22 protein-coding genes, 1 tRNA gene and 1 pseudogene are annotated in these 22,151 nt (G+C 69.9%); 7 read left to right on the forward strand and 17 right to left on the reverse strand.

The genetic code is table 11. From position 1 onward, the window contains the following. Positions 1 to 98: 98 nt before the first annotated feature. Together SOM11_RS09730 and SOM11_RS09735 are read right to left on the reverse strand one after the other, a co-directional pair. The gene (locus tag SOM11_RS09730; protein WP_192060673.1) at positions 99 to 1,298 is read right to left on the reverse strand and encodes a Fic family protein; all 1,200 of its coding nucleotides are present in this window, start codon (positions 1,296 to 1,298) and stop codon (positions 99 to 101) included. Positions 1,299 to 1,434: 136 nt separating this feature from the next. Next, positions 1,435 to 1,791 (reverse strand): VOC family protein, encoded by a 357-nt coding sequence (locus SOM11_RS09735; RefSeq protein ID WP_192060674.1) that lies wholly within the window; start codon positions 1,789 to 1,791, stop codon positions 1,435 to 1,437. A gap of 334 nt (positions 1,792 to 2,125) precedes the next feature. Here SOM11_RS09735 and SOM11_RS09740 point away from each other — a divergent pair, with 334 nt between their 5' ends. From SOM11_RS09740 to SOM11_RS09750, 3 genes are all read left to right on the forward strand, one after another. Then, positions 2,126 to 3,172, forward strand: a complete 1,047-nt coding sequence (locus tag SOM11_RS09740) for an NAD(P)-dependent alcohol dehydrogenase (protein ID WP_192060675.1) — start codon at positions 2,126 to 2,128, stop codon at positions 3,170 to 3,172. 210 nt (positions 3,173 to 3,382) lie between these two features. Next, positions 3,383 to 4,219 (forward strand): alpha/beta fold hydrolase, encoded by an 837-nt coding sequence (locus SOM11_RS09745; protein ID WP_192060676.1) that lies wholly within the window; start codon positions 3,383 to 3,385, stop codon positions 4,217 to 4,219. Between the two features lie 126 nt (positions 4,220 to 4,345). Then, positions 4,346 to 5,653 carry an alpha-amylase family glycosyl hydrolase gene (locus tag SOM11_RS09750; protein WP_320477897.1) on the forward strand — a complete coding sequence of 436 codons (1,308 nt, stop codon included), beginning with the start codon at positions 4,346 to 4,348 and terminating at the stop codon, positions 5,651 to 5,653. 62 nt (positions 5,654 to 5,715) lie between these two features. Here the strand turns inward: SOM11_RS09750 and SOM11_RS09755 are convergent, their stop codons facing one another. Then, a complete protein-coding gene (locus tag SOM11_RS09755; protein WP_320477898.1) occupies positions 5,716 to 6,867 on the reverse strand; it encodes an MFS transporter in 1,152 nt (383 codons plus the stop codon). 222 nt (positions 6,868 to 7,089) lie between these two features. Here SOM11_RS09755 and SOM11_RS09760 point away from each other — a divergent pair, with 222 nt between their 5' ends. Then, positions 7,090 to 7,434 carry a carboxymuconolactone decarboxylase family protein gene (locus SOM11_RS09760; RefSeq protein WP_320477899.1) on the forward strand — a complete coding sequence of 115 codons (345 nt, stop codon included), beginning with the start codon at positions 7,090 to 7,092 and terminating at the stop codon, positions 7,432 to 7,434. Beyond that, entirely contained in the window at positions 7,431 to 7,832 is a 402-nt protein-coding gene (locus tag SOM11_RS09765) for a cupin domain-containing protein (protein WP_320477900.1), read from the forward strand. Before SOM11_RS09760 ends, SOM11_RS09765 begins: the two co-directional genes overlap by 4 nt. A gap of 59 nt (positions 7,833 to 7,891) precedes the next feature. Here the strand turns inward: SOM11_RS09765 and SOM11_RS09770 are convergent. The 6 genes from SOM11_RS09770 to SOM11_RS09795 all read right to left on the reverse strand — a co-directional run bounded on the left by SOM11_RS09770 (position 7,892) and on the right by SOM11_RS09795 (position 13,411). Continuing rightward, positions 7,892 to 7,961 (reverse strand) — tRNA-Arg (locus SOM11_RS09770). Positions 7,962 to 8,097: 136 nt separating this feature from the next. Continuing rightward, entirely contained in the window at positions 8,098 to 8,565 is a 468-nt protein-coding gene (locus tag SOM11_RS09775; RefSeq protein ID WP_192060680.1) for an RbsD/FucU family protein, read from the reverse strand. An 81-nt stretch (positions 8,566 to 8,646) separates the two neighbouring features. Further along, on the reverse strand, positions 8,647 to 9,702 hold the full coding sequence (locus SOM11_RS09780; protein ID WP_192060681.1) for an ABC transporter permease: 1,056 nt from the start codon (positions 9,700 to 9,702) through the stop codon (positions 8,647 to 8,649). Beyond that, on the reverse strand, positions 9,695 to 11,302 hold the full coding sequence (locus SOM11_RS09785) for a sugar ABC transporter ATP-binding protein (protein WP_320477901.1): 1,608 nt from the start codon (positions 11,300 to 11,302) through the stop codon (positions 9,695 to 9,697). Before SOM11_RS09785 ends, SOM11_RS09780 begins: the two co-directional genes overlap by 8 nt. Further along, positions 11,299 to 12,195 carry an ABC transporter substrate-binding protein gene (locus SOM11_RS09790; RefSeq protein WP_320477902.1) on the reverse strand — a complete coding sequence of 299 codons (897 nt, stop codon included), beginning with the start codon at positions 12,193 to 12,195 and terminating at the stop codon, positions 11,299 to 11,301. The genes SOM11_RS09785 and SOM11_RS09790 overlap by 4 nt, the downstream gene beginning before the upstream one ends. 268 nt (positions 12,196 to 12,463) lie before the next feature. Next, entirely contained in the window at positions 12,464 to 13,411 is a 948-nt protein-coding gene (locus SOM11_RS09795) for a sugar phosphate isomerase/epimerase family protein (RefSeq protein ID WP_192060684.1), read from the reverse strand. Positions 13,412 to 13,596: 185 nt separating this feature from the next. On the opposite strand from SOM11_RS09795, the gene SOM11_RS09800 reads away from it, so the two are divergent. Together SOM11_RS09800 and SOM11_RS09805 are read left to right on the forward strand one after the other, a co-directional pair. Further along, on the forward strand, positions 13,597 to 14,553 hold the full coding sequence (locus tag SOM11_RS09800; RefSeq protein ID WP_320477903.1) for a ribokinase: 957 nt from the start codon (positions 13,597 to 13,599) through the stop codon (positions 14,551 to 14,553). Beyond that, on the forward strand, positions 14,501 to 15,256 hold the full coding sequence (locus SOM11_RS09805) for a DeoR/GlpR family DNA-binding transcription regulator (protein WP_192060686.1): 756 nt from the start codon (positions 14,501 to 14,503) through the stop codon (positions 15,254 to 15,256). The genes SOM11_RS09800 and SOM11_RS09805 overlap by 53 nt, the downstream gene beginning before the upstream one ends. Positions 15,257 to 15,290: 34 nt before the next feature. On the opposite strand, the pseudogene SOM11_RS09810 reads toward SOM11_RS09805, so the two are convergent. The 8 genes and pseudogenes from SOM11_RS09810 to cmtR all read right to left on the reverse strand — a co-directional run. After that, positions 15,291 to 15,563 (reverse strand): annotated as a pseudogene (locus SOM11_RS09810) (ABC transporter permease subunit); the annotation flags it as partial. Beyond that, positions 15,491 to 16,243, reverse strand: a complete 753-nt coding sequence (locus tag SOM11_RS09815) for a LacI family DNA-binding transcriptional regulator (RefSeq protein ID WP_320477904.1) — start codon at positions 16,241 to 16,243, stop codon at positions 15,491 to 15,493. The pseudogene SOM11_RS09810 and the gene SOM11_RS09815, both read right to left, overlap by 73 nt. Before the next feature lie 128 nt (positions 16,244 to 16,371). Then, on the reverse strand, positions 16,372 to 18,393 hold the full coding sequence (locus tag SOM11_RS09820; RefSeq protein ID WP_320477905.1) for a serine hydrolase domain-containing protein: 2,022 nt from the start codon (positions 18,391 to 18,393) through the stop codon (positions 16,372 to 16,374). A 136-nt stretch (positions 18,394 to 18,529) separates the two neighbouring features. Beyond that, positions 18,530 to 19,276: a TIGR03943 family putative permease subunit gene (locus SOM11_RS09825; protein ID WP_243214275.1), complete on the reverse strand. Its 747-nt coding sequence runs from the start codon at positions 19,274 to 19,276 to the stop codon at positions 18,530 to 18,532. Then, positions 19,269 to 20,300, reverse strand: a complete 1,032-nt coding sequence (locus SOM11_RS09830) for a permease (protein WP_320477906.1) — start codon at positions 20,298 to 20,300, stop codon at positions 19,269 to 19,271. Before SOM11_RS09830 ends, SOM11_RS09825 begins: the two co-directional genes overlap by 8 nt. A 33-nt stretch (positions 20,301 to 20,333) precedes the next feature. Then, entirely contained in the window at positions 20,334 to 20,981 is a 648-nt protein-coding gene (locus tag SOM11_RS09835) for a DsbA family protein (RefSeq protein ID WP_320477907.1), read from the reverse strand. 61 nt (positions 20,982 to 21,042) lie between these two features. Beyond that, positions 21,043 to 21,723, reverse strand: coding sequence for a cation diffusion facilitator family transporter (locus tag SOM11_RS09840; RefSeq protein WP_192060691.1), 681 nt, complete (start codon positions 21,721 to 21,723; stop codon positions 21,043 to 21,045). Beyond that, a complete protein-coding gene (gene cmtR, locus SOM11_RS09845; RefSeq protein WP_192060692.1) occupies positions 21,720 to 22,073 on the reverse strand; it encodes a Cd(II)/Pb(II)-sensing metalloregulatory transcriptional regulator CmtR in 354 nt (117 codons plus the stop codon). The genes SOM11_RS09840 and cmtR overlap by 4 nt, the downstream gene beginning before the upstream one ends. Positions 22,074 to 22,151 lie beyond the last annotated feature (78 nt).

Here is a 22,151-nt window from a genome sequence, read left to right on the forward strand (position 1 = left end):
AGGCGCGGCGCTCAGACCCCAGGAGGTGGCCGAGACCCCAGCGCGCAGGCGGGGGTCTCGGCGACCCGCTGGGGTCTCGGCGTCTCAGCGGACGTGCGTCACGCCCCCCGCAGTCGGGTGATGCGCTCGCGGATGCGGGAGTCGAGATCGTCGAACTCGTCGAGGACGTCCATCGCCGCGTAGGCCCGGCCGCGGACGCGCTCCGTGACGGCTTCGACGATGTGGTTCTCCGCCAGCACCTCGACGCCGCGATACACGCTCCGCTCAGGGAGGTCGCGCAGCTCGTCGACGAGCTGCTCGACCGTGAAGACGGGCAGCGTCAGCAGAACGGGCAGGATCCGGTCGGCTGCACTGCCTGCCCGAGGTCGGGCCTGTTCCCGCCAGTCCTCCACGTACCGGGCGAATCGGCGCGCAGTGCCTCGCGCCTCACGGGCCGCGGTCTCGACAGAGAGCGCGAGGTCGGTGACGATCGGCGCGACGTCGCCGGTGCGGTAGGCGGTGAGCAGCGAGAAGTAGTGGGTCGTGTCCGCAGCGAGGGCGCTCGCCACAGGCAGCACCGTGTGCGGCGTCACGCCGCGGCGGCGGAGGATCGCCCCGATGAGCGCCCGGCCGATGCGGCCGTTGCCGTCGGTGAACGGGTGGATGCTCTCGAACTGCGCGTGGGCGATCGCCGCCTGAGTGATCGGTTCGACGTCGGCCCGGTTCGAGAAGACGACCAGATCGCGGAGGAGGGCGGGGACGTCATCCGGGGGCGGCGGGACGTAGAGCGCGTTCCGCGGGGAGTGCTGCGAGCCGCCGATCCAGTTCTGCACGTCGCGCACGCGTCCGGCGTACGGGCGCTCGGTCACGTCCGGGTCGTCTCGCATGAGCGCCCCGTGCGCGGTGAGGATCTCGTCGAGCGCGATGGTCGCACCGGAAGCAGCGATGAGCTTCGTGATGGCGGCCCCGGCGGCCACCATCGACATCGCCGAGTCGTTCTCCTTCAGGCCGCCGATGGCCCGTGCGAACGCGAGGGGCGATGCCTCGACGTGTTCGATACGGCTCGAGGCCACCGACTCCATGCGGATCAGGAAGCCGGCGAGCGGGCTGAGCACACCGTCGGCGACCCGCTCGAGGTCGGTCGCCTCGTGGCGGGCTCGAGAGAGATCGCGACTTGAGACGACGGGTACCTCGAGATCGGCGATCATCGGGGGGATCGACGCCCGGACCTCGGAGAGCATCCGGTCTTCCCGCGTGCCGCGGCGGCTCGCGCTGGCCCAGGGCACGGTTCGCGTCGTGTGGGCCGGCCACTCCGCCATCGGGCATCCTCTCGTCGACGACCGAACTCATGATGACAGTTGTCGAGCCTAGATGACAATAGCGAGGAGGTCGTCGCCGCTCGGTGTCGGCGCGGTGCCGGTCCGACCGACACCGCGCCTCCTGCAGGCCCCGAGGTCAGTCGGTCGGGGGCGTGTAGAACTGCAGGTCGTTGCCCTCGGTGTCCTTGAACGGCAGGATGCGGCCCCACGGGTGCTCGCTGATCGTGCCGGTCACGTCGGCGCTGCGCGACTGCAGGTCGGCCAAGGCGTCCTCGAGGGTGCCGTCGGGCTGGAACGTGATGACCGCGCCGCCCTCGCTCGACGCCGCGGCCTCCTCGCGACCGTTCAGGCCGATCATCAGGCCGTTCGCGTCGATCTCGGTCCAGTCGTCGCTCTCGCTCGTCACCGTGAGACCGAGTGCGTCACGGTAGAACGCCGTCGCCCGCCCCATGTCGGTCACGGGCACCCACACTGTTGCCACTCCGCTTGCCATGTCGACTCCTTCGTCCGCCACCGGAATGCCCGATGCAGCGTCTGATCCTTGCTACGCCCCGCACCGTGCGAGCCGTGTCGCTAGTCAGGGCACTTTCCCATCCGGAGGCGTGTCTCACGGGGGCCGTCGCCCTACCGACCCACCCGCAGGAGGCGCGGTGCCGGTCGGACTCGCACCGCGCCTCCTGCGGGCCGTCGCCTCGGGGGGCCCTCTCAGGGCCACCCACGGTCGGCGCGGGAGCGTAACGTCGCAGACGGAGGGCCCGTCGTCGAGCACCGTGTTCCGACCCGCTCCTCGAACCCCCGCGAACCGAACCCACCACCCCAGGAGAACCATGCGCACCGTCAACGCCTACGCGGCACCGTCCGCCACCGAGCCCCTCGTCAAGACGACCATCGAGCGCCGCGACGTCGGCCCGAAGGACGTCATGATCGACATCGCCTACGCCGGCATCTGCCACAGCGACATCCACACCGTCCGCGGCGAGTGGGGCGAGATCCAGTACCCGCAGGTCGTCGGTCACGAGATCGTCGGCACCGTCTCGGAGGTCGGCTCCGAGGTCACCAAGCACAAGGTCGGCGACCGCGTCGGCGTCGGCTGCATGGTCAACTCGTGCGGCGAGTGCGAGTACTGCAAGCGCGGCGACGAGCAGTACTGCGCCAAGGGCAACGTCGGCACCTACACGGGCGTCGACCCCGCCGACGGCACCATCACGCAGGGCGGCTACTCGCAGGCCGTCGTCGTCACGGAGGACTTCGTGCTCCGCGTGCCCGAGTCGCTCGACTACGACAAGGTCGCCCCGCTGCTCTGCGCCGGCATCACCCTGTACTCGCCCCTGCACCACTGGGGCGTGACCGAGGGCACCAAGGTCGCCATCGTCGGCATGGGTGGACTCGGCCACATGGGCGTCAAGATCGCCGCCGCCCTCGGCGCCGAGGTCACCGTGCTGTCGCAGACCACCTCGAAGAAGGACGACTCGCTGCGCTTCGGCGCCAAGGCGCACTACGCGACCAGCGACGAGCAGACCTTCACCGACCTGGCGAACTCGTTCGACCTGATCATCAACACCGTCTCGGCGAAGGTCGACATGGGCGCGTACCTCGGTCTGCTGGCCGTCGACGGCACGCTCGTCAACGTCGGCGCCCCGTCCGAGCCGCTCGAGGTGCCCGCGTTCGCGCTCATCCCCGCGCGTCGCAGCTGGGCCGGTTCGGCCATCGGCGGCATCCGCGAGACGCAGGAGATGCTCGACTTCTGCGCCGAGCACGGCATCGTGCCCGAGACCGAGCTCATCGACGCCGACCAGATCAACGAGGCGTACGAGCGCGTGCTGAAGTCCGACGTGCGCTACCGCTTCGTCATCGACGCCGCGACGTTCGCCTGAGCCCAGGCCCGGCGGCCCGGGGCTTCCGAGCTCCGGGCCCCGAGCTCTCGGCCCGAGGCCCAGGCTCCGAGGCTCGGGCCCCGGGCACCGCGCGACGGGCAGCGATTATCCGTATTGCGCAACCCCGCCGGCCGGCTGACCGAACCGTCAGCCGGCCCGGGTACGAACGTGGGGGGAAGGCCGCAGCAGCGGCCGGGAAGGCACAACCTCATGACTGAGATCACCGCCCACCACGGGCTCTTCAAAGACACGAACCTCCACGTCGACGACTTCGGCGGCTCGGGACGCACCGTCGTGCTCATCCACGGCTGGCCCCTCTCCGGCGAGTCGTGGAGCAAGCAGGTCCCCGCGTTCCGCGACGCCGGCTACCGCGTCGTCACCTACGACCGCCGAGGCTTCGGACGCAGCGACAAGCCGAAGACCGGTTACGACTACGACCACCTGACCGAAGACCTGCACACGGTCCTCACCGAGCTCGACCTGAACGATGTCACGCTCGTCGGGTTCTCGATGGGCGGCGGCGAGGTCGCCCGCTACTTCACGAAGTACGGCACCGAGCGTCTGCACAGCGTCGTCTTCGCCTCGGCCGTCCCGCCGTACCTGATGAAGACCGACGACAACCCCGAGGGCCCTCTCACCAAGGAGGCGGCCGCCGACATGACCGCCGGCCTCACCAAGGACGAGGACTCCTTCTACGACGAGTTCACCACCGGCTTCTTCTCGGTCGACGGCGTGCTCAAGGTCTCCGAGGCCGACCGCCAGGACGCCCTGCGTCTCGCGAAGCAGGCCGACAAGGCCGCCGCGCTCGAGGCCATGGCCTCGTTCGCGAACACGGACTTCCGTGACGACCTCGCCAAGGTGACCGTGCCCACGCTGGTCATCCACGGCGATGGCGATGCGACGGTCCCCTACGAGGGTTCGGGTGCTCGTACGCATAAGGCGATCGCGGGCTCCGAGCTGCACGTCATCGCGGGCGCGCCTCACGGCGCCAACGTGAGCGACGCCGACGAGTTCAACCGCGTCGTGCTCGCCTTCCTCGCGAAGTAGCACTGCTCGCGAAGCAGCACGGCCCCCCAGGAGGCGCGGTGCCGGTCCTCGAGACCGGCACCGCGCCTCCTCGGTTCCCGGCCCGCGCCGGGCCGCCGTCGAGCCGCGACCCGTACGGTGTCAGAGGTGAACAGCTCGCAGCACACCATCTGGTGGCACGTCTACCCGCTCGGCTTCGCAGGTGCGGACACGACCGGGGCGGATCGCTCGCCGGCACCGCGCCTCCTCGATCTCGTGCCGTGGCTCGACCATCTGCTGGCGCTCGGTGCGAACGGACTCGCCCTCGGGCCGGTCTTCGAGTCGTCGACTCACGGCTACGACACGATCGACTGGCTCGCGGTCGATCCGCGTCTCGGGACCGAGGCCGACCTGGTCATCCTGATCGAGGCGGCGCACGCGAAGGGCGTGCAGGTGATGCTCGACGGCGTCTTCAACCACGTCGGGCCCGAGTTCCCGGCGCTGATCGAGGCGCGGAACGACCCCTCGTCGCCGGCGGCCTCGTTGTTCCGCCGTGACGACGACGGCAGCCTGGGCACCTTCGAGGGCCACGGCGGGCTGATCGCGCTCGACCACGACTCGCCCGAGGTCGCCCGTCTGGTGACCGAGGTGCTGACCTACTGGGCCGACCGCGGCGTCGATGCCTGGCGACTCGATGCGGCGTACGCGGTGCCGTCGACGTTCTGGGCGACCGTGCTGCCGGTGCTGCGCGAGCGCCACCCCGACGTGTACGTGGTCGGCGAGGTGCTGCACGGCGACTACGTCGCGGCGGTGGCCGACGGCGGTCTCGACAGCGTCACCCAGTACGAGCTGTGGCAGGGCGTCTGGCACGGGCTGAACGACGTCAACCTGCACGAGCTCGAGTGGGCCCTGCAGCGTCACGACGGGTTCCTCGACCACTTCGTGCCGCTCACCTTCGTCGGCAACCACGACGTCACCCGCATCGCGAGTCAGATCGACGACGACCGGCACCACGACCACGCTCTGGCGCTGCTCTTCACCCTCGGCGGCACGCCGTCCGTCTACTACGGCGACGAGCTCGGGCTCCGGGCCCTGAAGGAGGAGCGGGTCGGCGGCGACGACGCCGTGCGCCCGGCGTTCCCCCCGGCGCCCGTCGACGCCCCGGGTGTCGGCGTGCCCGGCGCCCTCCCCGAGGTCCTCGCCCTCCATCAGCGGCTGATCGGCGTGCGACGTCGGCACCCGTGGCTGCACACCGCCCGCAGCCGCACCGTCTCGGTGTCGAACGAGACGCTCGTGCTCGAGGTCGTCGGCGACGGGCCGGGCAAGGCGCTCGTCGTGGCGCTGAACCTGGGCGACGACGAGCTGCGCGTGGCCGAGCCGGCGCCGGGCGAGTGGCTGGCCGGCCGCGACGCGGGGCTCGACGGCGACGTGCTGTCGGTCGGGCCGCACGGCTGGGCGGTCGTCGCGCGACGCTGAGGCGCGGGCGGGGTGCGGTCGCGGGCGGGGTGCGGTCGTGCGGCATGGGGTGCGGTCGCCGACTAGTCGTCGTCACGAGGTCCATGCGGACCGGAAGAGGCCGCGGCGTTCAGGGCGCGCACCGCGCGGGGCGCCATGGCCGCCGCGCAGGCGCCGACGACCAGGACCACCGCGACGGTGACGACACGGGGCTCCAGGGCGAGGGCGGCCCCGCCCGCGACGGCGCCGATCGCCCCGCCCAGCAGCGCGGCCGCCTCGTAGGTGCCGAGGGCCTCGCCGACGCGGCCGTCGGCCGACCCCGTCACGAGCTCGAGCTCCACGGGCTCGACCAGCGCCCAGGCGGAGCAGGCGAGCACCCAGGCGATGCCGATGGCGAGGGGCTGATCGACGAGGAACAGCGCCGCCGAGGCCACCGTGCTGGCGGCCGTGGCGAGCGCCAGCGTGCGGGGGGCGCCGAGGCGGGCTGCCAGGCGTCGCCCCGGGACGGGCAGCAGGGACCACACGACGAGGCCGGGGAGGAAGGTCAGGGCGATCGCATCGACGCCGAGCCCCTGCCCCTGCAGCTTGAGGAGGACGGCCAGGCCCACCGCGCCTTCGACGAGGGCGACGACGGCGACGAGAACGAGCAGCGGCAGGAGGCGACGTCGCAGCACCCGCGACGCGACGCGGTCGCGCTCGGTCACGGTGCGACGGTGGTCGAGCCGCAGCAGGGCCGCGCAGCAGGCGAGGGCGGCCGCTGCCCCGAGGGCGAAGACGCCTCTGCTGCCCACCAGCCCCAGGGCGGACAACCCGACCACGTAGCCGACCCAGGTGCCGGTGGCCTCACTGGAGGTGAGGCGGGCGAAGACGGCGGGCTCGTCGGCGGAGCCCTCGGCCACCATCGCCCGCACGGGCACGCGGAAGAGACTGGCGCCGAGGCCGGCGACGGCAGCGGACACGATGGCGGTCGGCACGTCGGGGCTGAGCGCGTACCCGGCGGCCCCGAGCGCGAGCGTGGCGGCGCCGAGGGCGGCGACGCGGTTCCTGGCTCTGGTGTCGGCGAGGCGTCCCGCCGCGGCTCGGGCGAGGAAGGACACCACGAGCTCCACGCCGACCACCACGCCGACGAGCGTCGACGAGGCACCGAGCGAGGCCGCGGCCCAGAGCGGCACGAGGAACCCCAGCACCTCCACCACGCCACCCACGGCTCCGGCCGCGGAGAGCGCGGTGGACACCCGCCTCGACGTCGTGAGATCAGCGCCCACGAGCATCACCCCCGATCGGGCGAAAGTCTGGCACGCAGCGCCGGGCCGGACCATCCGCCGAGCGACGGAGGCGCAGAGCGGCCCTCGTGGGGTGCCACAGCAGTGCCCCCCAGCTGTTCTCCGCAGGGCGTTCGCTGGAGACGGCGGCCACGAGACGTGGTCGTCGACGACAACAAGCTGAGGAGAACGACCGTGGCAGAACAGCCCAAGCAGGTCGGGGGTGGACGGAACATGTTCGGCGACTTCGCCCCGAAGCTCGCCGCCCTCACCGACGACGTCCTGTTCGAGGACGTCTGGAACAGACCCGAGCTCTCCGCCCGGGATCGGAGCCTCGTGACCGTCGCCGTCCTCGGCGCCGGTGGGCACACGGGGCAGCTCGAGTTCCACCTGGGCCGCGCCGTCGAGAACGGCGTGACCCAGGAGGAGCTGATCGAGGCCATCACCCACGTCACCCTCTACGCCGGCTGGCCCAATGGCATGGCCGCGATGGGGGTCGCCAAGAAGCTCTTCACCACGGAAGACCAGGAGAAGTCGTGAACATCGAGCCCGCCACCCCTACGAGCAAGAACCCGCCCGAGCAGTTCGCCGGCGACGTCTGGCTCGACCCGATCGCGCTGCCCCACGAGGACGGCCAGCACATGGTCGTCGCCACCGTCCGCTTCGCCCCGGGCGCCCGGACCGCGTGGCACTCCCATGAGAAGGGCCAGTACCTGCGCGTCACCGCCGGCGTCGGCCGCTTCGGCACCCGCGACGGTCAGATCATCGACGTCCACCCCGGCCAGACGATCTACACCCCGCCCGGGCAGGAGCACTTCCACGCCGCCGCGCCCGGTGTGTTCATGGAGCACATCGCGATGCTCGAGAACGGCGACGACCCCGCCACGACCACCACCTGGCTCGAGCACATCACCGACAGCGAGTTCGACGGCGGCTAGGTCGGCGAAGTCGCACGAAAAAGGCGGCCCACGTAGTGGACCGCCTTTTTATTGTGTGCGCCTGGAGGGACCCGAACCCCCGACCTCCTGATCCGTAGTCAGATGCCTGGGAGGGTTGCCGTTACGGCAAGAACTGGCAGTCGCTCACTGCGGGCCTGAATGCCGTCGGGCAGATCACACCGACCCAGGCCCGACGACCTCTCGGCGGCCTCGTGCTCCGCCGTTCGACGCGGTCACCGAAGTAGAGGCCGGCGGCGACGGCGGATCACGACGACACGGAGCCGCGGTCGACGTCGATGACGCCTTTACGGAGGATGAAGCAGCCGTACGGGCCAGGGTCCGACGTCCGGACGACGGCGAAGGACCGGCGAGCCGCGGCGTAGAAGTCGAACCGTTCCACTGCCTCCACGGTGACCGGGTGGCCGGTGATCCCGTCGAGCGTGGCTTGGAACTCCAGTTGCACCGGCACGAGGCGCTCAGGGTCGTCGACGACTGCCATCCTCTTGACGGGGGCTTCGACGAACGTGTCGAGAGGCATCAGCGAGAGGATCGCAGTACAGGCACGAGGGAGGTCGCAGCCAGCGAGGTCGACGACCTTGCCGTGGGTCGTGTGGGCCGCGATGGAGGCTGCCGGGTGGTTCACGTCGCAGAGGAGCAGATCATCTCCGTGCCCCATCGACATGAGGACGAACAGCAGCTCGGCGGTCAGTGCACTGTCGATGCCCTTGAGCATGACGACTCCTTCGGTGAGTGGTGGCTGGACGGGACGGCGGAGGGGTCAGGGCGCCTGTGGCACCTGACCCCGCCGCCGTGGTCACTCCCGGGCAGCGGCGCGGGTGTTGAGCTGGTCGAACGCGACCGCGACGAGGATCAGCAGGCCGATCGCGATCTGCAGGTAGAACGAGTTCACCGCGAGCAGGTTGCCGCCGTTGTTCAGGACCCCGATCAGCAGCGCACCGCAGGCGGCGCCGATCGCGCTTCCCCGTGCGCCGGACAGGCTGGCCCCGCCGATGACGCAGGCCGCGATGGCCTGCAGCTCGAAACCGGTGCCGGCTGTCGGGACTCCCGCCCCGAGGCGGGAGGTCAGGAGGACGCCCCCGACGGCGGAGAGCAGGCCGGCGATGCCGTAGACCGTGATGGTCACCAAGCGCACCGGGACGCCGGCCAGGCGGGCCGCTTCCGGGTTCGAGCCCACGGCGTAGACGTACCGGCCGAAGACAGTGCGCTTGAGAACGAAGGCCGCGATCGCCGCGATGACGACGAACAGGATCAGCAGGTTCGGGATGCCGGCGACCGAACCGTTGGCGATGGTCTGGAACTCCTCGGGCAGGCCCTGGATCGTGTTGGCGTCGGTGATGACGAGCACGACTCCTCGAGCGATGCCGAGCATGCCCAGGGTCGCGATGAAGGGCGGGAGCTTGAACCTCGTCACGAGCAGGCCGGTGATGATGCCCAGCACGGCGCCGACCAGGGCCCCGAGGAGGAGCGCGAGGGGGATCGGGACCCCCGCGACGAGCAGCTGAGCAGTGACCGCGCCGGCCAGGCCGAGGATCGACCCGACCGAGAGGTCGATGCCGCCGGTGAGGATCACCATCAACTGGCCGATCGCCAGGATGCCGAAGATGGACACCTGCCGGGCGAGGTTCGCGAGGTTGTTGCCGGTCAGGAAGTCGTCGCTCGCGAGCGTCAGGGCGCCGAACACGACGAGGAGGACGATGAGCACGCCGCTCTCGCGGCCGGCGATGCTGCCGAGGGTCGTGACCCGCGGCTTGGACGACGCGCGGGCGGCTGCGGCCGCGGCGTCGTCGCCGTTCCGCACCACCCGGATGGTCGTGGTCTCGATGGGTTCGCGCCACATCAACTTAGGCATGGGGGACTTCCTCGATGTTCTGTCGGGTGACCGGGTCGGAGTGGGGGTCGTGGCTGAGCGGCGTGATGCCGTGCAGGTGGTCGGAGGGGTCGTCGACCCCGCCGCTGGCGAGGCGGAGCACGTCCTCCTCGGAGGCGCCGCCCGGCAGCTCACCGGCGACGGCGCCCTCGCGGAGGACGACGACGCGATCGGCGAGGCCGAGCAGCTCAGGGAGGTAGGACGAGACGACGATGACGGCGAGTCCGCGGCGGGCCAGGTCGTTGATGACGTCGTAGAGCTCGCCCTTGGCGCCGACGTCGATGCCCTTCGTCGGCTCGTCGAACATGATGACCTTGGGCTTGGTCAGCAGCCAACGTGCGAGGAGCACCTTCTGCTGGTTGCCGCCGGAGAGCGTCGAGACCGGCTGGTCGTAGGAGCCGGCGCGGATGCGCAGACTGTCGAGCAACGCGTCGGCCTCGTCTGACTGGGCCTTGCCGGGCAGCAGCCCTCGGCGGGACCCGACCCGGAGGCTCGCGATCGTGACGTTCTCCCGGATGGAGAGCTCCGGCAGCAGGCCGAGCACCTTCCGGTCCTCGGTAAGCAGGGCGACGCCGGCGTCCATCATCGTGCGCGGGCCGTCAGGCCGGACGACGGCGCCGTCGATCAGGATGTCCCCCGATGCGACGGGCTCGGAGCCGAAGACGCTGAGCAGCAGCTCGCTCCGCCCCGAGCCGAGCAGGCCGCCGATGCCGAGGATCTCGCCGCCTCGAGCCTCGAGTTCGACGGCAGGGCTGTCCGGCGTGCGCCGGAGGGCGCGGAGGCTCAGGCGGGCGGGATAGACCTCTCGTGCCTCATCCGGGTAGAGCGACGACACTTCCCGGCCGACCATGGCGTTGATCAGGGTGTCCTCGGTGTAGTCGCTCATGGGGCCGCTCTGGGACAGCTCGCCGTCGCGCAGCACCGTCACCCAGTCACCGATCGCGAACATCTCCTCGAGCCGGTGCGTGACGTAGAGGATCGCGACGCCCTCGCGTTTGAACTTGCGGATCTGGTCGAGCAGACGGTCCGACTCGGCCTCGGTCAGCGCCGTGGTCGGCTCGTCGAAGACGATGACCTTGACCGCGTCGGCCGTGACGACCTTGGCGACCTCGACAAGCTGCTTCGTCGCTGCCGGCAGCCGCTCGACGATGACGTCGGGGTCGACGTCGGCGAGGCCGAGCGAGTCGAGGACGAACCGGCACCGGTCGTGCAGGTCACGGGCCCGGATCACGCCGGAGCGTGACGGCAAGCGGCCCATGAACATGTTCTCGCCGACGGACAGGTGCGGCAGGAGGCTGAGCTCCTGGTAGACGGCCTGGACGCCCGCGGTGCGGAGGGCCCCCGGGGAGGCGGTGGTCACGGTGGCCCCGTCGATGTCGTAGTCACCCGAGTCTCGGTGCACGGCACCGGTCAGGACTCTGATCAGAGTCGACTTGCCGGCACCGTTCTCACCTGCCAGGCAGTGCACCTGACCGGGGACGAGCTTCAGCGAGACACCGCTGAGGGCCTGGACGGCACCGTAGGCCTTGGAGACGTCGGTGAGCTGCAGGACCGCAGTGCCCTCGGGCTCGCGGACGGTCATCCGTTGGTCTCGGCAGTCTGCGGCTCGAGGAGCGACTTGATCTCGGGGCTGTCCATGTTGTCGCGGTCGGCCACCGCGACGCCGGGGTCGAGGCTGGCCGGCGGGATGCGGCCCTGGGTCGCCATCGCGGCCTCGACGACTCCCTGGTAACCGAGGAACCACGGGTTCTGCACGACCAGGGCGTCGATGCTGCCGTCGGCTAGGGCCGCGTTCTCCGCCGGGTCGGAGTCGAACGCGACCACGGCGATGTCGTCGGCGGCGTCGTTGTCCTTGATGGCGGTGGCCGCGCCGACGCCCGAGCTGTTGTTGTCCGCGAAGACGCCCACGAGGTCCGAGTTCGCCGAGATCGCGTCGTTCACCTGTGAGGCGGCGGTGCCGATGTCGTTGTTGTTGTAGCTCTGCAGGCTGGAGTCGATGTCGGGGCAGTCGGTCGCGAGGCCTGCGCGGAAGCCGGCGTCACGGTCCTGGTTGGCCTCGATGCCGGCGATGGGCGCCTCGACGAGGACCTTGCCGGTGGTGGTGCCCTGCTCGGTGAGCAGCTGGCACATGCGCTCACCGGCGGCCGTGCCGGCGAGGATGTTGTTCGTGCCGATGTGGCCCTCGATCTCGGCCGTGACCTTCGTGTCCGCGGTGATGACCTTGATGCCCGCCTGCCGCGCCTGGTCGATCGAGGCGTTGAGGGCCTCGCTGGAGCTCGGGGCGATGAGGATCGCGTCGGCTCCGCGTGAGACGGAGTTCTCGACGAGCTGCACCTGGCCGGCGATGTCCGTCTCGGAGGTGGGGCCGAAGGTGTTCACCTCGATGCCGTAGTCGGCTGCCGCCGCCTCGGACCCGGCGAGGAGGGTCTGCCAGTAGGCGGAGTCGCTGGCGCGGATGATGACGTCGACCTTCACGCCGGCCGCCGCGCCTCCGTCCCCACCTCCGCTCGAGGCGGCTTCGGAGACCGTTGCCCGGCCGCCGACGACGCCGAGAACGAGGGCGACGAGGGCGATCGCCGCTACGAGGGACAGGGAGAAGACAGTTCTAGATCGCGCCATTGCGTGTCCACCTAGGTGTGAGAAGGGTTCGGGTGTTCGTGTTCGAGGTGTTCTGGGAGGGGCCGGTGCCTCGCTCGACGGGGACCGTCGCGGGCACCGGCCCGGGAGCCTGGTGGCTCGTGGGTCAGGCGGTGTGGCCTGCGGGGGTGATGCTCAGCAGCTGGTTGCGGAGGCGCTGTGAGGCGATGCCGTCGGCCTGGTCGATGACCGAGGTGATGTGGTCGACGCCGACGGCCTCGATCTTCGCGATGAGGAGCTCGACGGTGGCGCGGTTGGTCTCCGCCTCCTCCTGTGCGTCTTCGCGGATCGGGAAGGTGTCGAAGTAGATGACGCCGTCGTAGTCGTGGCGGAGCAGGTAGTACAGGAACTCGATCGTCTCGAAGGGGTGGATCGAGCCGATCATGAGCCCGTCGTCGTGGTCGTTGTTGCCGTCGTTGAGGTGGACGCCCCAGAGCTTGCCCTCGGCGAGGAGGAGCGCGGCACCGAAGCCGGGAGCGTCGCCAGCCATGAGCATGTGGGCGAAGTCGAGGGTCGCGCCGACGTTCGGCCGGTCGATGAGCTGGAGGACGTGCAGGGTCTGGCCGACGCTGCGGATGACGGAGTGGACGCGTTCCTCGTAGGGCTTGTACTCGATGCTGATGCGGACGTCGGGGCGGTAGTCGGCGAGCTCCTGGAAGGCCTCGACGATGCGGCCGAGGTCACGCGCGTAGTCCTTCTGGAACGTGTAGTCGAAGCCGTCGAAGCCGAGCCAGACCGTGACGAGGTCGCTGCCGCCGAGGGCCGCGGCGTCGATGCCCGCCTTCGTGAGCTCGATGGCCTCGCGGCGCACCGCCTCGTCGCGGTTGCTGTACTCGCCGTGGACGAAGTCCTTGCGGAACCGCATGGCGACGCTGTTGAGGGTCAGTCCGAGCTCGTCGAGGAGGGGCTTCATGTCGGCGGGCTCGATGCCGACGAAGTGCTCGGGGTAGTTGAGGTCGACGTAGTCGATGCCCTTCGTCGCGCTGATGCGACGGAGGGCTGCGGCGGTGTCTCCACCGGCGATGAACGAGTTGAGGCGCGTGGCGAACTTCATGAGGGAGACCGTACGGAGCATGATCACTATTGTCAAGCGTTGTCATTTTTGGTCAACCGCGATCGCCCAGCAGGCGTTGTTTAGTCCGTAGATTCAACTCTCGGTGCTTTGACAACGATTGTCACGCTCGCCTAATGTCAAGCCAGGCGACGCTGTGTCGTCGGCACGATGGAGTGGAGAACGGCATGACGGCGAACGCCATCGTGGTTATCGGGAGCATCAACTACGACCTGATCGTCAGTCAGGATCGACTCCCCCGCCGCGGTGAGACGCTCGTGTCGACCGGCTTCCGCAGCGACTTCGGCGGCAAGGGCGCGAACCAGGCGGTCCAGGCGGCGCGACTCGGCGCCCGAGTCCAGTTCGTGGGTGCGGTGGGCGCGGACCACTACGGGGCGATGTGTCGCGCGAACTTGGAGCGCGAGGGCGTCGAGTGCCGTCTGCGCCCGACGGACGCGGTGAGCGGCCTGGGACTCGTGAACGTCGTGGGCGACGGGGAGGTGCACGCGACGATCGTCGAGGGCGCCAACGCCGTCGTGACCGGTGACTGGGTCGACGCCGCCGCCGACCTCGTCACCTCCGCCGCGGTCGTCGTGCTGCAGAACGAGGTACCGGCCTCGGCGAACGACCGCGCGGTTGTCCTGGCGGCAGCAGCTGGCGTGCCAGTCATCTACAACGCGGCACCAGCCAGGCCCGTGCCGCTCGCGACGACCCGCGCCTGCACGTGGTTCGTGGTGAACGAGGACGAGGCCGCCGAGTACCTGGGGCACGCCCTCGGCGACGTCGCCGACGACGACGCCATGCGTGCAGTCATCGAGGAGCTGACGTCCTTCTGCGCGAACGTCGTCCTGACCCTGGGCAGTCACGGCTGCTATGTTTCTGCAGATCGGCGAGTGGAGTTCGTCGGGGCCGTGGAGGCCCGGGCGGTCGACACGACAGGCGCAGGTGACTCCTTCATCGGCGCGTTCGCCACGGCGATCGCTGACGGGGTCGACCCGTTCCAGGCGTCCCAGACGGCGGCCCTGGTCGCCTCGATCACGGTGGCGGGGATGGGTGCCCAGTCCAGCATGCCGACACGGGAGGAACTCGACCATGAAGTCGTTCGCGAGACACCAGCTGATCCTCGACCGGGTCGCGCTGGGTGACTCGATCCTCATCGACGACCTCGTCACCGCGACGGGCGCGTCCCCCTCGACCGTGCGCCGCGACATCCGCGAGCTCGAGCGCTCCGGCCAGGTCGTCAGCCTGCGCGGGGGCGCCATCCGTGCCGAGGAACGCGCGGCGGAGCTGCCGGCGGCCCTGAAGTCGCAGATCAACCGCGACGAGAAGGTCGCCATCGCCCGCGCCGCCGCCGCGATGGTCGTCGAGGGCGAGACGATCTACGTCGACTCCGGCACGTCGCTGACCGAGTTCATGATCGCGCTCCCCAACATCGGTGTCCACGTCATCACGTCGAACACCCAGGTTCTCGGGATGGTGCCGCGCCCCAGGGTCACCGTCACGGCGCTCGGGGGCGACTACCTCCCCGACATCGGCTCCGTGGCCGGCACGATGACCGACCGCCAGCTCGAGGATCTCTACTTCGACCGTGCGTTCATCGGCGTCACCGGCATCGACGTCGCTGCGGGCGTCACCACCTTCGACATCCGAGAGGCCAACAAGAAGCGCATCGTGCAAGCGCACAGCCGCGAGACCGTCGTGCTCGCCGACAGCAGCAAGTTCGACGTCGTCTCGCTCTGTCGCTCGTTCAGCTTGTCGGTGTGCACGGTGGTCAGCGATCTCCGCGCGCCGGTTCTCGAGGCAGCGAGGTCGTTCGTGGTCGCACCGGTCAGGGACGTCGGGGCCTGACCCCGAGCGTGTGGGATCGGCTCCGTCGTGGTCATCAGGTCTGCCGACGTCTCGCCATCACAGCGCGCTGCAGGAGAACGAAGACCAGGAGTATCCCACCGGTGATGATGGTGGTCGCCTCGGGCGGGATGCCTCCGTCTCGCGTGATGAGCACGTTCATGAGGCCGAGCACGAGCGCTCCCACGACGGACCCGAGCACGAAGCCGACGCCGCCGGTGAGGAGGGTGCCGCCGATCACCGTGGCGGCGATCGAGTCGAGCTCCCAGCCGATGCCGGTGATGTTCTGGGCGCTCCCGAGCCGGGCTGTGTCACGATGGGCCTCTCGTGCATGCCCCAGGCCCGGGTGCGGGTGTGGAATGCACGCTCGCGAGCGCGCGCGTCGAACCAGTCGAGGGGCCCTGAGAGATGGAGTACGTCGCGGTGGCCGAGCGACGCGAGGTGATCGACGGCCAGCTTCGTGCCCGCAGCCTGGTCGACGGAGACCGTGAGGAAGGCCGGGTCCTTCTCGGCCTTGACGACCAGGGTCGGCAGCCCCGTCGTGATGGTCCGGAGCACGGCCACGGACGACGAGCGCGGAGCGACCACGCAGAGTGCGTCGATGCCCTGGCCTGTGAGGTGGCGCACGGCCTCCTCGGGCGTCGCCGAGTCGTCGCGGAGCGCGAACGACGCCACGGAGTACCCGCCGTCGCGTGCCGATCGCTCGATGGCCCGCAGGATGCTCGACGGACCGAACTCGACGGCGCTCTCGATCAGCACGCCGATCCGGAGGGCTCGCTGGGTCACGAGCTCGCGCGCGGCGCTGTTGGGCCGGAAGTCGAGCTCGGCGACGACCTCGAGCACGCGCGGGCGCGTGGACTCCTTGACCTGCGGGTGACCATTGAGTACGCGGGACACGGTCATGTGCGACACACCGGCAGGCTCTGCCACCTCGCGAAGACCGAGACGTTCACCGCCGCCTCTGACGCTCACCCGGACTCCATCCTGCACGCTTCGCAACGCAGCTCGGCGTCATCTGCGCCGGCGTGGAGGTTCTGGATGGCGCCCGTCCATCTTAGGCGGGGCCCTTCACCGACAACGGGACATCGATCCGGTCGTGGAGGCACAGATCGCGCAGGTCAGTAGGAGATGTCAGGGAGCAGCAGGCCACCGGTGACGGCGGCGTACCCGAGCCCCGTGAACGCGAGGACCAGCAGCGCCTGACCGGCGACGGCGACGAGCTTCCGGAGGCGTGGAGGCGCTCCGCCCCCGGCGACCCGCTGAGCAGGCGCGCGCCTGACCCGCCCGACGAGTACGACCACCGCAGGCAGCACCCCGGCCACGGTGACGGCCGTCAGGACCTGCGCCGTCCGCAGCACGAACGCAGCGGGCGGTCCGGCGTCGCTGAGGAGGGCGGACGCGACCGTGGCCCAGAGCACGCCGGCGACCACGAGGGCCAGCAGGGCGACGGCGACCCCGACTCGACCGATCGTCTCCGCACGCGACTCGACGGACCCCGTCACGCACCTCCCGGACCAGATCCGGCGTCCCGCTGCGACGATGGTGCCCAGCAGAGTCAGCACCAGCACGGCCAGCGACGCGACGAGGACGAGGGGCAACACCTGCCGCGTCGCCGGCATCGGCTGCAGGGTGAACGCCGGGTTCAGCCCGACGGCCTGGACGGCACCGTCGACCTGGTCGACGGCGACCCTGCGGTCGCCGTCGATCTCCTGCCAGACCCACGGCTCGACCTCCACCAGCTCGACCGGCGCCCCCGACGTGTCCGTGAGGGCCGAGATCAGGACGGAGTCGCCGGTACCTCGGGAGATGTCTACAGGTGACAGGGCGTAGAAGAGCCGGACGAAGGTCGACTCCGCACGCCTGGACACCTGGTAGCTGCCCACCAGGGCGTCCGCATGGTCGCCGGCGGTCGCCGTGGCCGTCACGGCCGTCGCCTCCGCAGCGTCGGAGGGGAACCACCGGTCGGCGAAGCCGTCCACGAGGGCGTCCCGCACGGCAGTCGTGGCGTCGCCCCGAGCGCCCGTGCTGTTGAGGGAGACGTAGATGCCCGCGTCGTCGTCGGGCCAGAGGTCCATCTGGGCGTGGAAGGCCGTGAGGTCACCGCCGTGCCCGAGGACCCGGCGACCGTTCCGGTCCTCCTCGAAGAGGCCGAGCGTCATGCGAGGCCCCGCAGCGAGACCGCCCAGGTCGTCACGCCCGAGCGCGGGGGCGTGCATCTCCGTCAGGGTCTCGGGCTTCAGCATCCCGTCCGCGTGTCCGAGCTGGGCGAGCATGAAGGCGCTCATGTCCGACGCCGTCGCCGAGATCGCACCGGCCGGTGCCGGCGAGACGATCTCGAAGGGCACAGCTGCTGCCCCGGCTGCATCCCAGCCCCCCGAGACCAGGGCCGCGTCGTCGGCGGTCAGGGGCTGGTCGAGCGTCGCGGTCGTCATGCCGGCCGGGTCGAAGACCCGCTCCTGCACGAGATCGGACCACGGACGCCCCGTGGCCTGTTCTGCGACGTACGCCGCGACTCCGTTCGACCAGTTCGAGTAGGCAGGCGTCGTGCCGGGCTCGGAGATCTGCTCGGGCGGCTCGACGGACACGGCGTCCCGCAGCGTCGTCGGGCCCTGCCCCGGTCCTGCGATGACCCCGGCCAACTCGTCCTCGAAGCCCGCGGTGTGGCTCAGCAGATGTCGGAGGGTGACCGGACGGTCGAAGGCCCTGGGCAGTGTGACGTCGAGGCGGTCCTGGACGGGGTCGTCGAGGTCGAGGACGCCCTCCTCGACGAGCGACATGACGACGGTCGCCGTGATGACCTTCGAGATCGACCCGATCCGGAAGAGCGTCCGGTCGGGGTCGACGGGACGTCGGTCCGCCCGCTCGTCACCGAGGTCGGACCAGCCCCAGCCCCGTTCGGTGACGACCTCGCCGTCGGCGACGATCGAGACGGTCGCGCCGACGATGCCCTCCCTCTCCAGGGCTGCCGGGACGAACCCGTCGAGCCAGGCATCCGCCTCGGCGGTCGTCAGCTCGGAGGCGCCTCCCCCGAGGCCCGGGACGACGGAGGCGCGAGGCGCGGTGGCGCAGGATGCCACGAGCAGGCAGGCCAGCAGCGTCGAGACCACGCCTCCTGCGGTCCTGAGGCGGGCGTTCGTCACGGGCGTTCTCCTGGGGCGCGAGCGAGGGCGGACCGGGCGTCGCACCTCGACGACCATATCGGTCCGCGACGAAACCTCACATGCTGGCTCGTGGTCGTCTGGCCGTGCTGGTCGCGTGCGCGATCTCGAGTCGTTTCTAGTTGTAGATGTAGGGATCGTCGGGCTGGGCGGCGTTCCTCACGGAGTCAGCCGTCACGGCGATGCCTTGAGCACTGCTCGTGCTGGCGTTCACCGCGAACTCGCCCTCGAGGTCGATCCACTCGTCGGCGTCGTAGGTGTCGTCCCAGTTGGGCATGTAGACGGGGACGCCGACGGCTTGGGCGTCGATGGCGCAGTGGCTGATGTAGAACCGCGACACGTAGAACACGTTGCCGGGGTCGTCTCCGTCGGGGGTGATGAACCCCGTGGCCTGAACGGTTTTGCCTTCGTAGAAGCCGATGTCGCTGGTCTGCCTGAGGAGGGATGCCCAGTCGAGTAGTGAGAGGTTCGCGGTCGAGGCGTCGGGTTCGGATTGCTCGTCGAGGGTCGTGGTGTCCCCGAGCGGGGCTGTGCTGTTGACGTCGCGCTGCGCCGCCGTGGCGGAGGTCAAGGTCGCCGGCGGCAGGAGGACCATCGCTGCGGTCACGAGTGCCGCGACCGTGCCGCCGATGCCTGCAGTGACGCGGCCGAGCGTCCGCGGCCGCGCCTCGGCGTGGTGATGGACGGTGACGCGCATGGCGCTGACGAGGACGGCGGCGAGGCCGAGGGTCGACATGACGACCGCGAAGATCGCGTGCTTGGGGGCGACGTAGAGCTCGAGCTGTCCGGTGGCGGCGAGCCACAGGGTCGAGGCGGACATGACGCCGATGAGGGCGAGGCCTTGGTAGCGCTTGAGGTCAGGCATGGAAATTCACCATGAATCCGATCGTGGCGCTCATGAGAGCGACGACTGTCGTGATCTGGACGAGGGTCGTGGTCGTGAAGGTGGTCCGCATCATGGCGAGCATCTTGATGTCGACGATGGGGCCGAACAGCAGGAACGCGACGATCCCACCGGGCATGAACGTCGAGGCGAACGGGAGGATGAAGAACGCGTCGATGTTCGAGCAGATCGAGATGACGAACGCGAGGGCCATCAGCGCCAGAACCGACCAGACGGGGTTGCTGCCGAGCGTCACCAGCACGGAGCGGGGAACGGCGACCTGGACGAGGCCGGCGATGAATGCTCCGAGGACCAGGGCCGGCATCACGGCGGCTGCTTCGCGGGCGAAGAGGTCCCGGCTCTCCTGCCAGCGGGATCCGCTGTGGTCGTGGTCGTCCGTGGCGGGGAGGGCGCACTCCGCGGCGAACTTCTCCGTGAGCAGCTTCTCGGGGGTCGGGTGCTGGCTGAACAGCCAGCCGACGAGGTTCGCGATCAGGAACCCACCGACGATCCGGGAGACCAGGATGCCGTCGGTGAAGCCGAACACCTGGTAGGTGGTGAGGATCGTGACCGGGTTCACGATCGGCGCGGCGACGAGGAACGTCATGGCCTCCGGGACCGAGAACCCCTTCGCGATGAGGCCGCGCGAGAGGGGCACGTTGCCGCACTCGCAGACGGGCAGGAGCACACCGAGGACGGAGATCACGACCCGCCGGGCTGCCGCGTTCCGAGGAAGGACCTTCACGATCCACCGGTCGGGGATCCAGACCTGCACGAGGACAGAGATGAGGATGCCGAGGATCACGAACCCGAGGGACTCGATCATCACGCTGACGGTCAGGGTGATGAGGTCCTGTGTGGCGTTGGGCAGGTCGACGAGGGCGATGTCTCCCGTGAGCGTGCGGACGAGGAACACTGCAGCGAGCACGCCGGCAGCGACGAGGAGCCCGATGCGCTGAGCACGGCGGGCGACCTTGGGCCGTGTCCGTGTGAGCAGGTTGGTCATGGGCCAGCCTCCTCTGTACCGGGCGCCGCGCCGTTAGTTCTGGTCAACGGCGTCTTGGACAGCTTGCCTCAGCTCGTCCGGAGTCGACAGCTCGATCGGCTCGTCACCCAGGAAGATCGTCGGCGTCGCCTCGACCCCGAGCGCCATGCCGGCGTCGAAGTCCTGCTGCACCCGCGCCTCCGTCGACGGATCGCCGACTGCGTGGTCGTACTGGCCCATGTCGAGCCCCAGGTCCTCCGCGTAGCCGCGGAACACGTCGGCCTTCGACTCCTGCTGCTCGCCCCACTCAGCCTGGGTATCGAACATCCGCTGGTACATCGCCTCGAACTGACCCTGCTCGGCTGCTGCCTCGACGGCGATCGCAGCGTTCATGGAGTTCTCGTGTCCGGGCAGCGGGAAGTACCGGGTGACGAAGGTCACTTCGCCCGCGTGCGTCTCGCGCAGCTCCTCGACGACGGGGTGCACCGCAGCACAGACCTCGCACTCGAAGTCGAGGAACTCGGTGAACACCACCGACCCGTCGGGGGCGGTGTCGAGACGGTGGCTGTTCTCCGCGACGACGGTCACCTCAACCGGGTCGGCCTGTGGTGCGGCCGGTCTGACCAGGACGACGGCCGCGACCGCCGATGCCGCGGCGAGGGCGCCGATCAAGGCGAGGTTGATCTTCATGGTGCGCTTCATGGTTCTCCTGGCGGTCGCGGCACGGACGTCGTGCCGTCAGGGGGGGGAGGTGGTGGCTAGGTCAGCAGCAGTCGCAGGGCTCGACCTGACGCTCGCCCGTCAGAGCCGACACGGGCGTCTTGCACGCGTCGCCGCGCCACGCCTCGAGTCCTTCCCGCACGGCGAACACGACGATGACGAGCCCGGCTACCGGATCAGCCCATGTCCACCCGAACGCGAGATTGAGCACGAGGCCGACGAGGACGGCCGCCGACAGGTACGAGCAGATGAGCGTCTGCTTTGAGTCCGCCACGGCCGACGCCGAGCCCAGCTCGGTGCCGGTGCGGCGCTCGACCAGGCTGAGGAACGGCATGATCGCGAGGCTCACCGCGGCGAGAACGATGCCGACCGGGGAGTGGTCGGGCTCACGGAGACCCGTGAGTGACAGCACTGCGTCGACCGTGACGTAGGCGGCCAGGCCGAAGAACGACACGGCGATGACGCGCAGCGCGACCCGTTCCCGCTTCTCCGGGTCGGGGGCGGCGAACTGCCATGCGATCGCGGCTGCCGACAGCACCTCCACGATCGAGTCGAGGCCGAATCCGATCAGGGCGGTCGAGGAGGCGACGGTGCCGGCGGCGATCGCGACGATCGCCTCGATAACGTTATAGGTGATCGCGACGGCGACGATGATCCGGATGCGACGCTGTAGGAGCAGACGGCGGGCGGGCGCGAGCAGGGCGGGAAGAGTCGTCGTGCTCATGCGCCGGTCCCGCAGCAGAGGGGGACGTCGCAGGCGTCGTCGGTGCAGGGCTCCCCGTCGTCGACGGCGAGCACGACGTCGACCAGGGCCGTCAACGCCTTCGTGAGGTGAGCATCGGCGATCTCGTAGCGGGTCGATCGCCCCTCGGGCACGGCGACGACGATGCCGCAGCCACGGAGGCAGGAGAGGTGGTTCGACACGTTGGACCGGGTGAGTTCGAGCTGATCGGCGAGTGCGCCTGGGTAGCCGGGTTCATCGAGCAGGTGCAGCAGGATGCGCGATCGGGTCGGATCGGCCATGGCGCGCCCGAGGCGGTTCATGACATCGGCCCGCGTCGAAAGGGTCAGCATATGCTGACTATACAGCCAATACTGACGAGTTGGTCTGGGGCGCCACTCAAGTCAATTGGGCCTTCGAGCGCCGGACAC

The organism is Frigoribacterium sp. CFBP9029, from assembly GCF_034045305.1.
GTDB lineage: Bacteria > Actinomycetota > Actinomycetes > Actinomycetales > Microbacteriaceae > Frigoribacterium.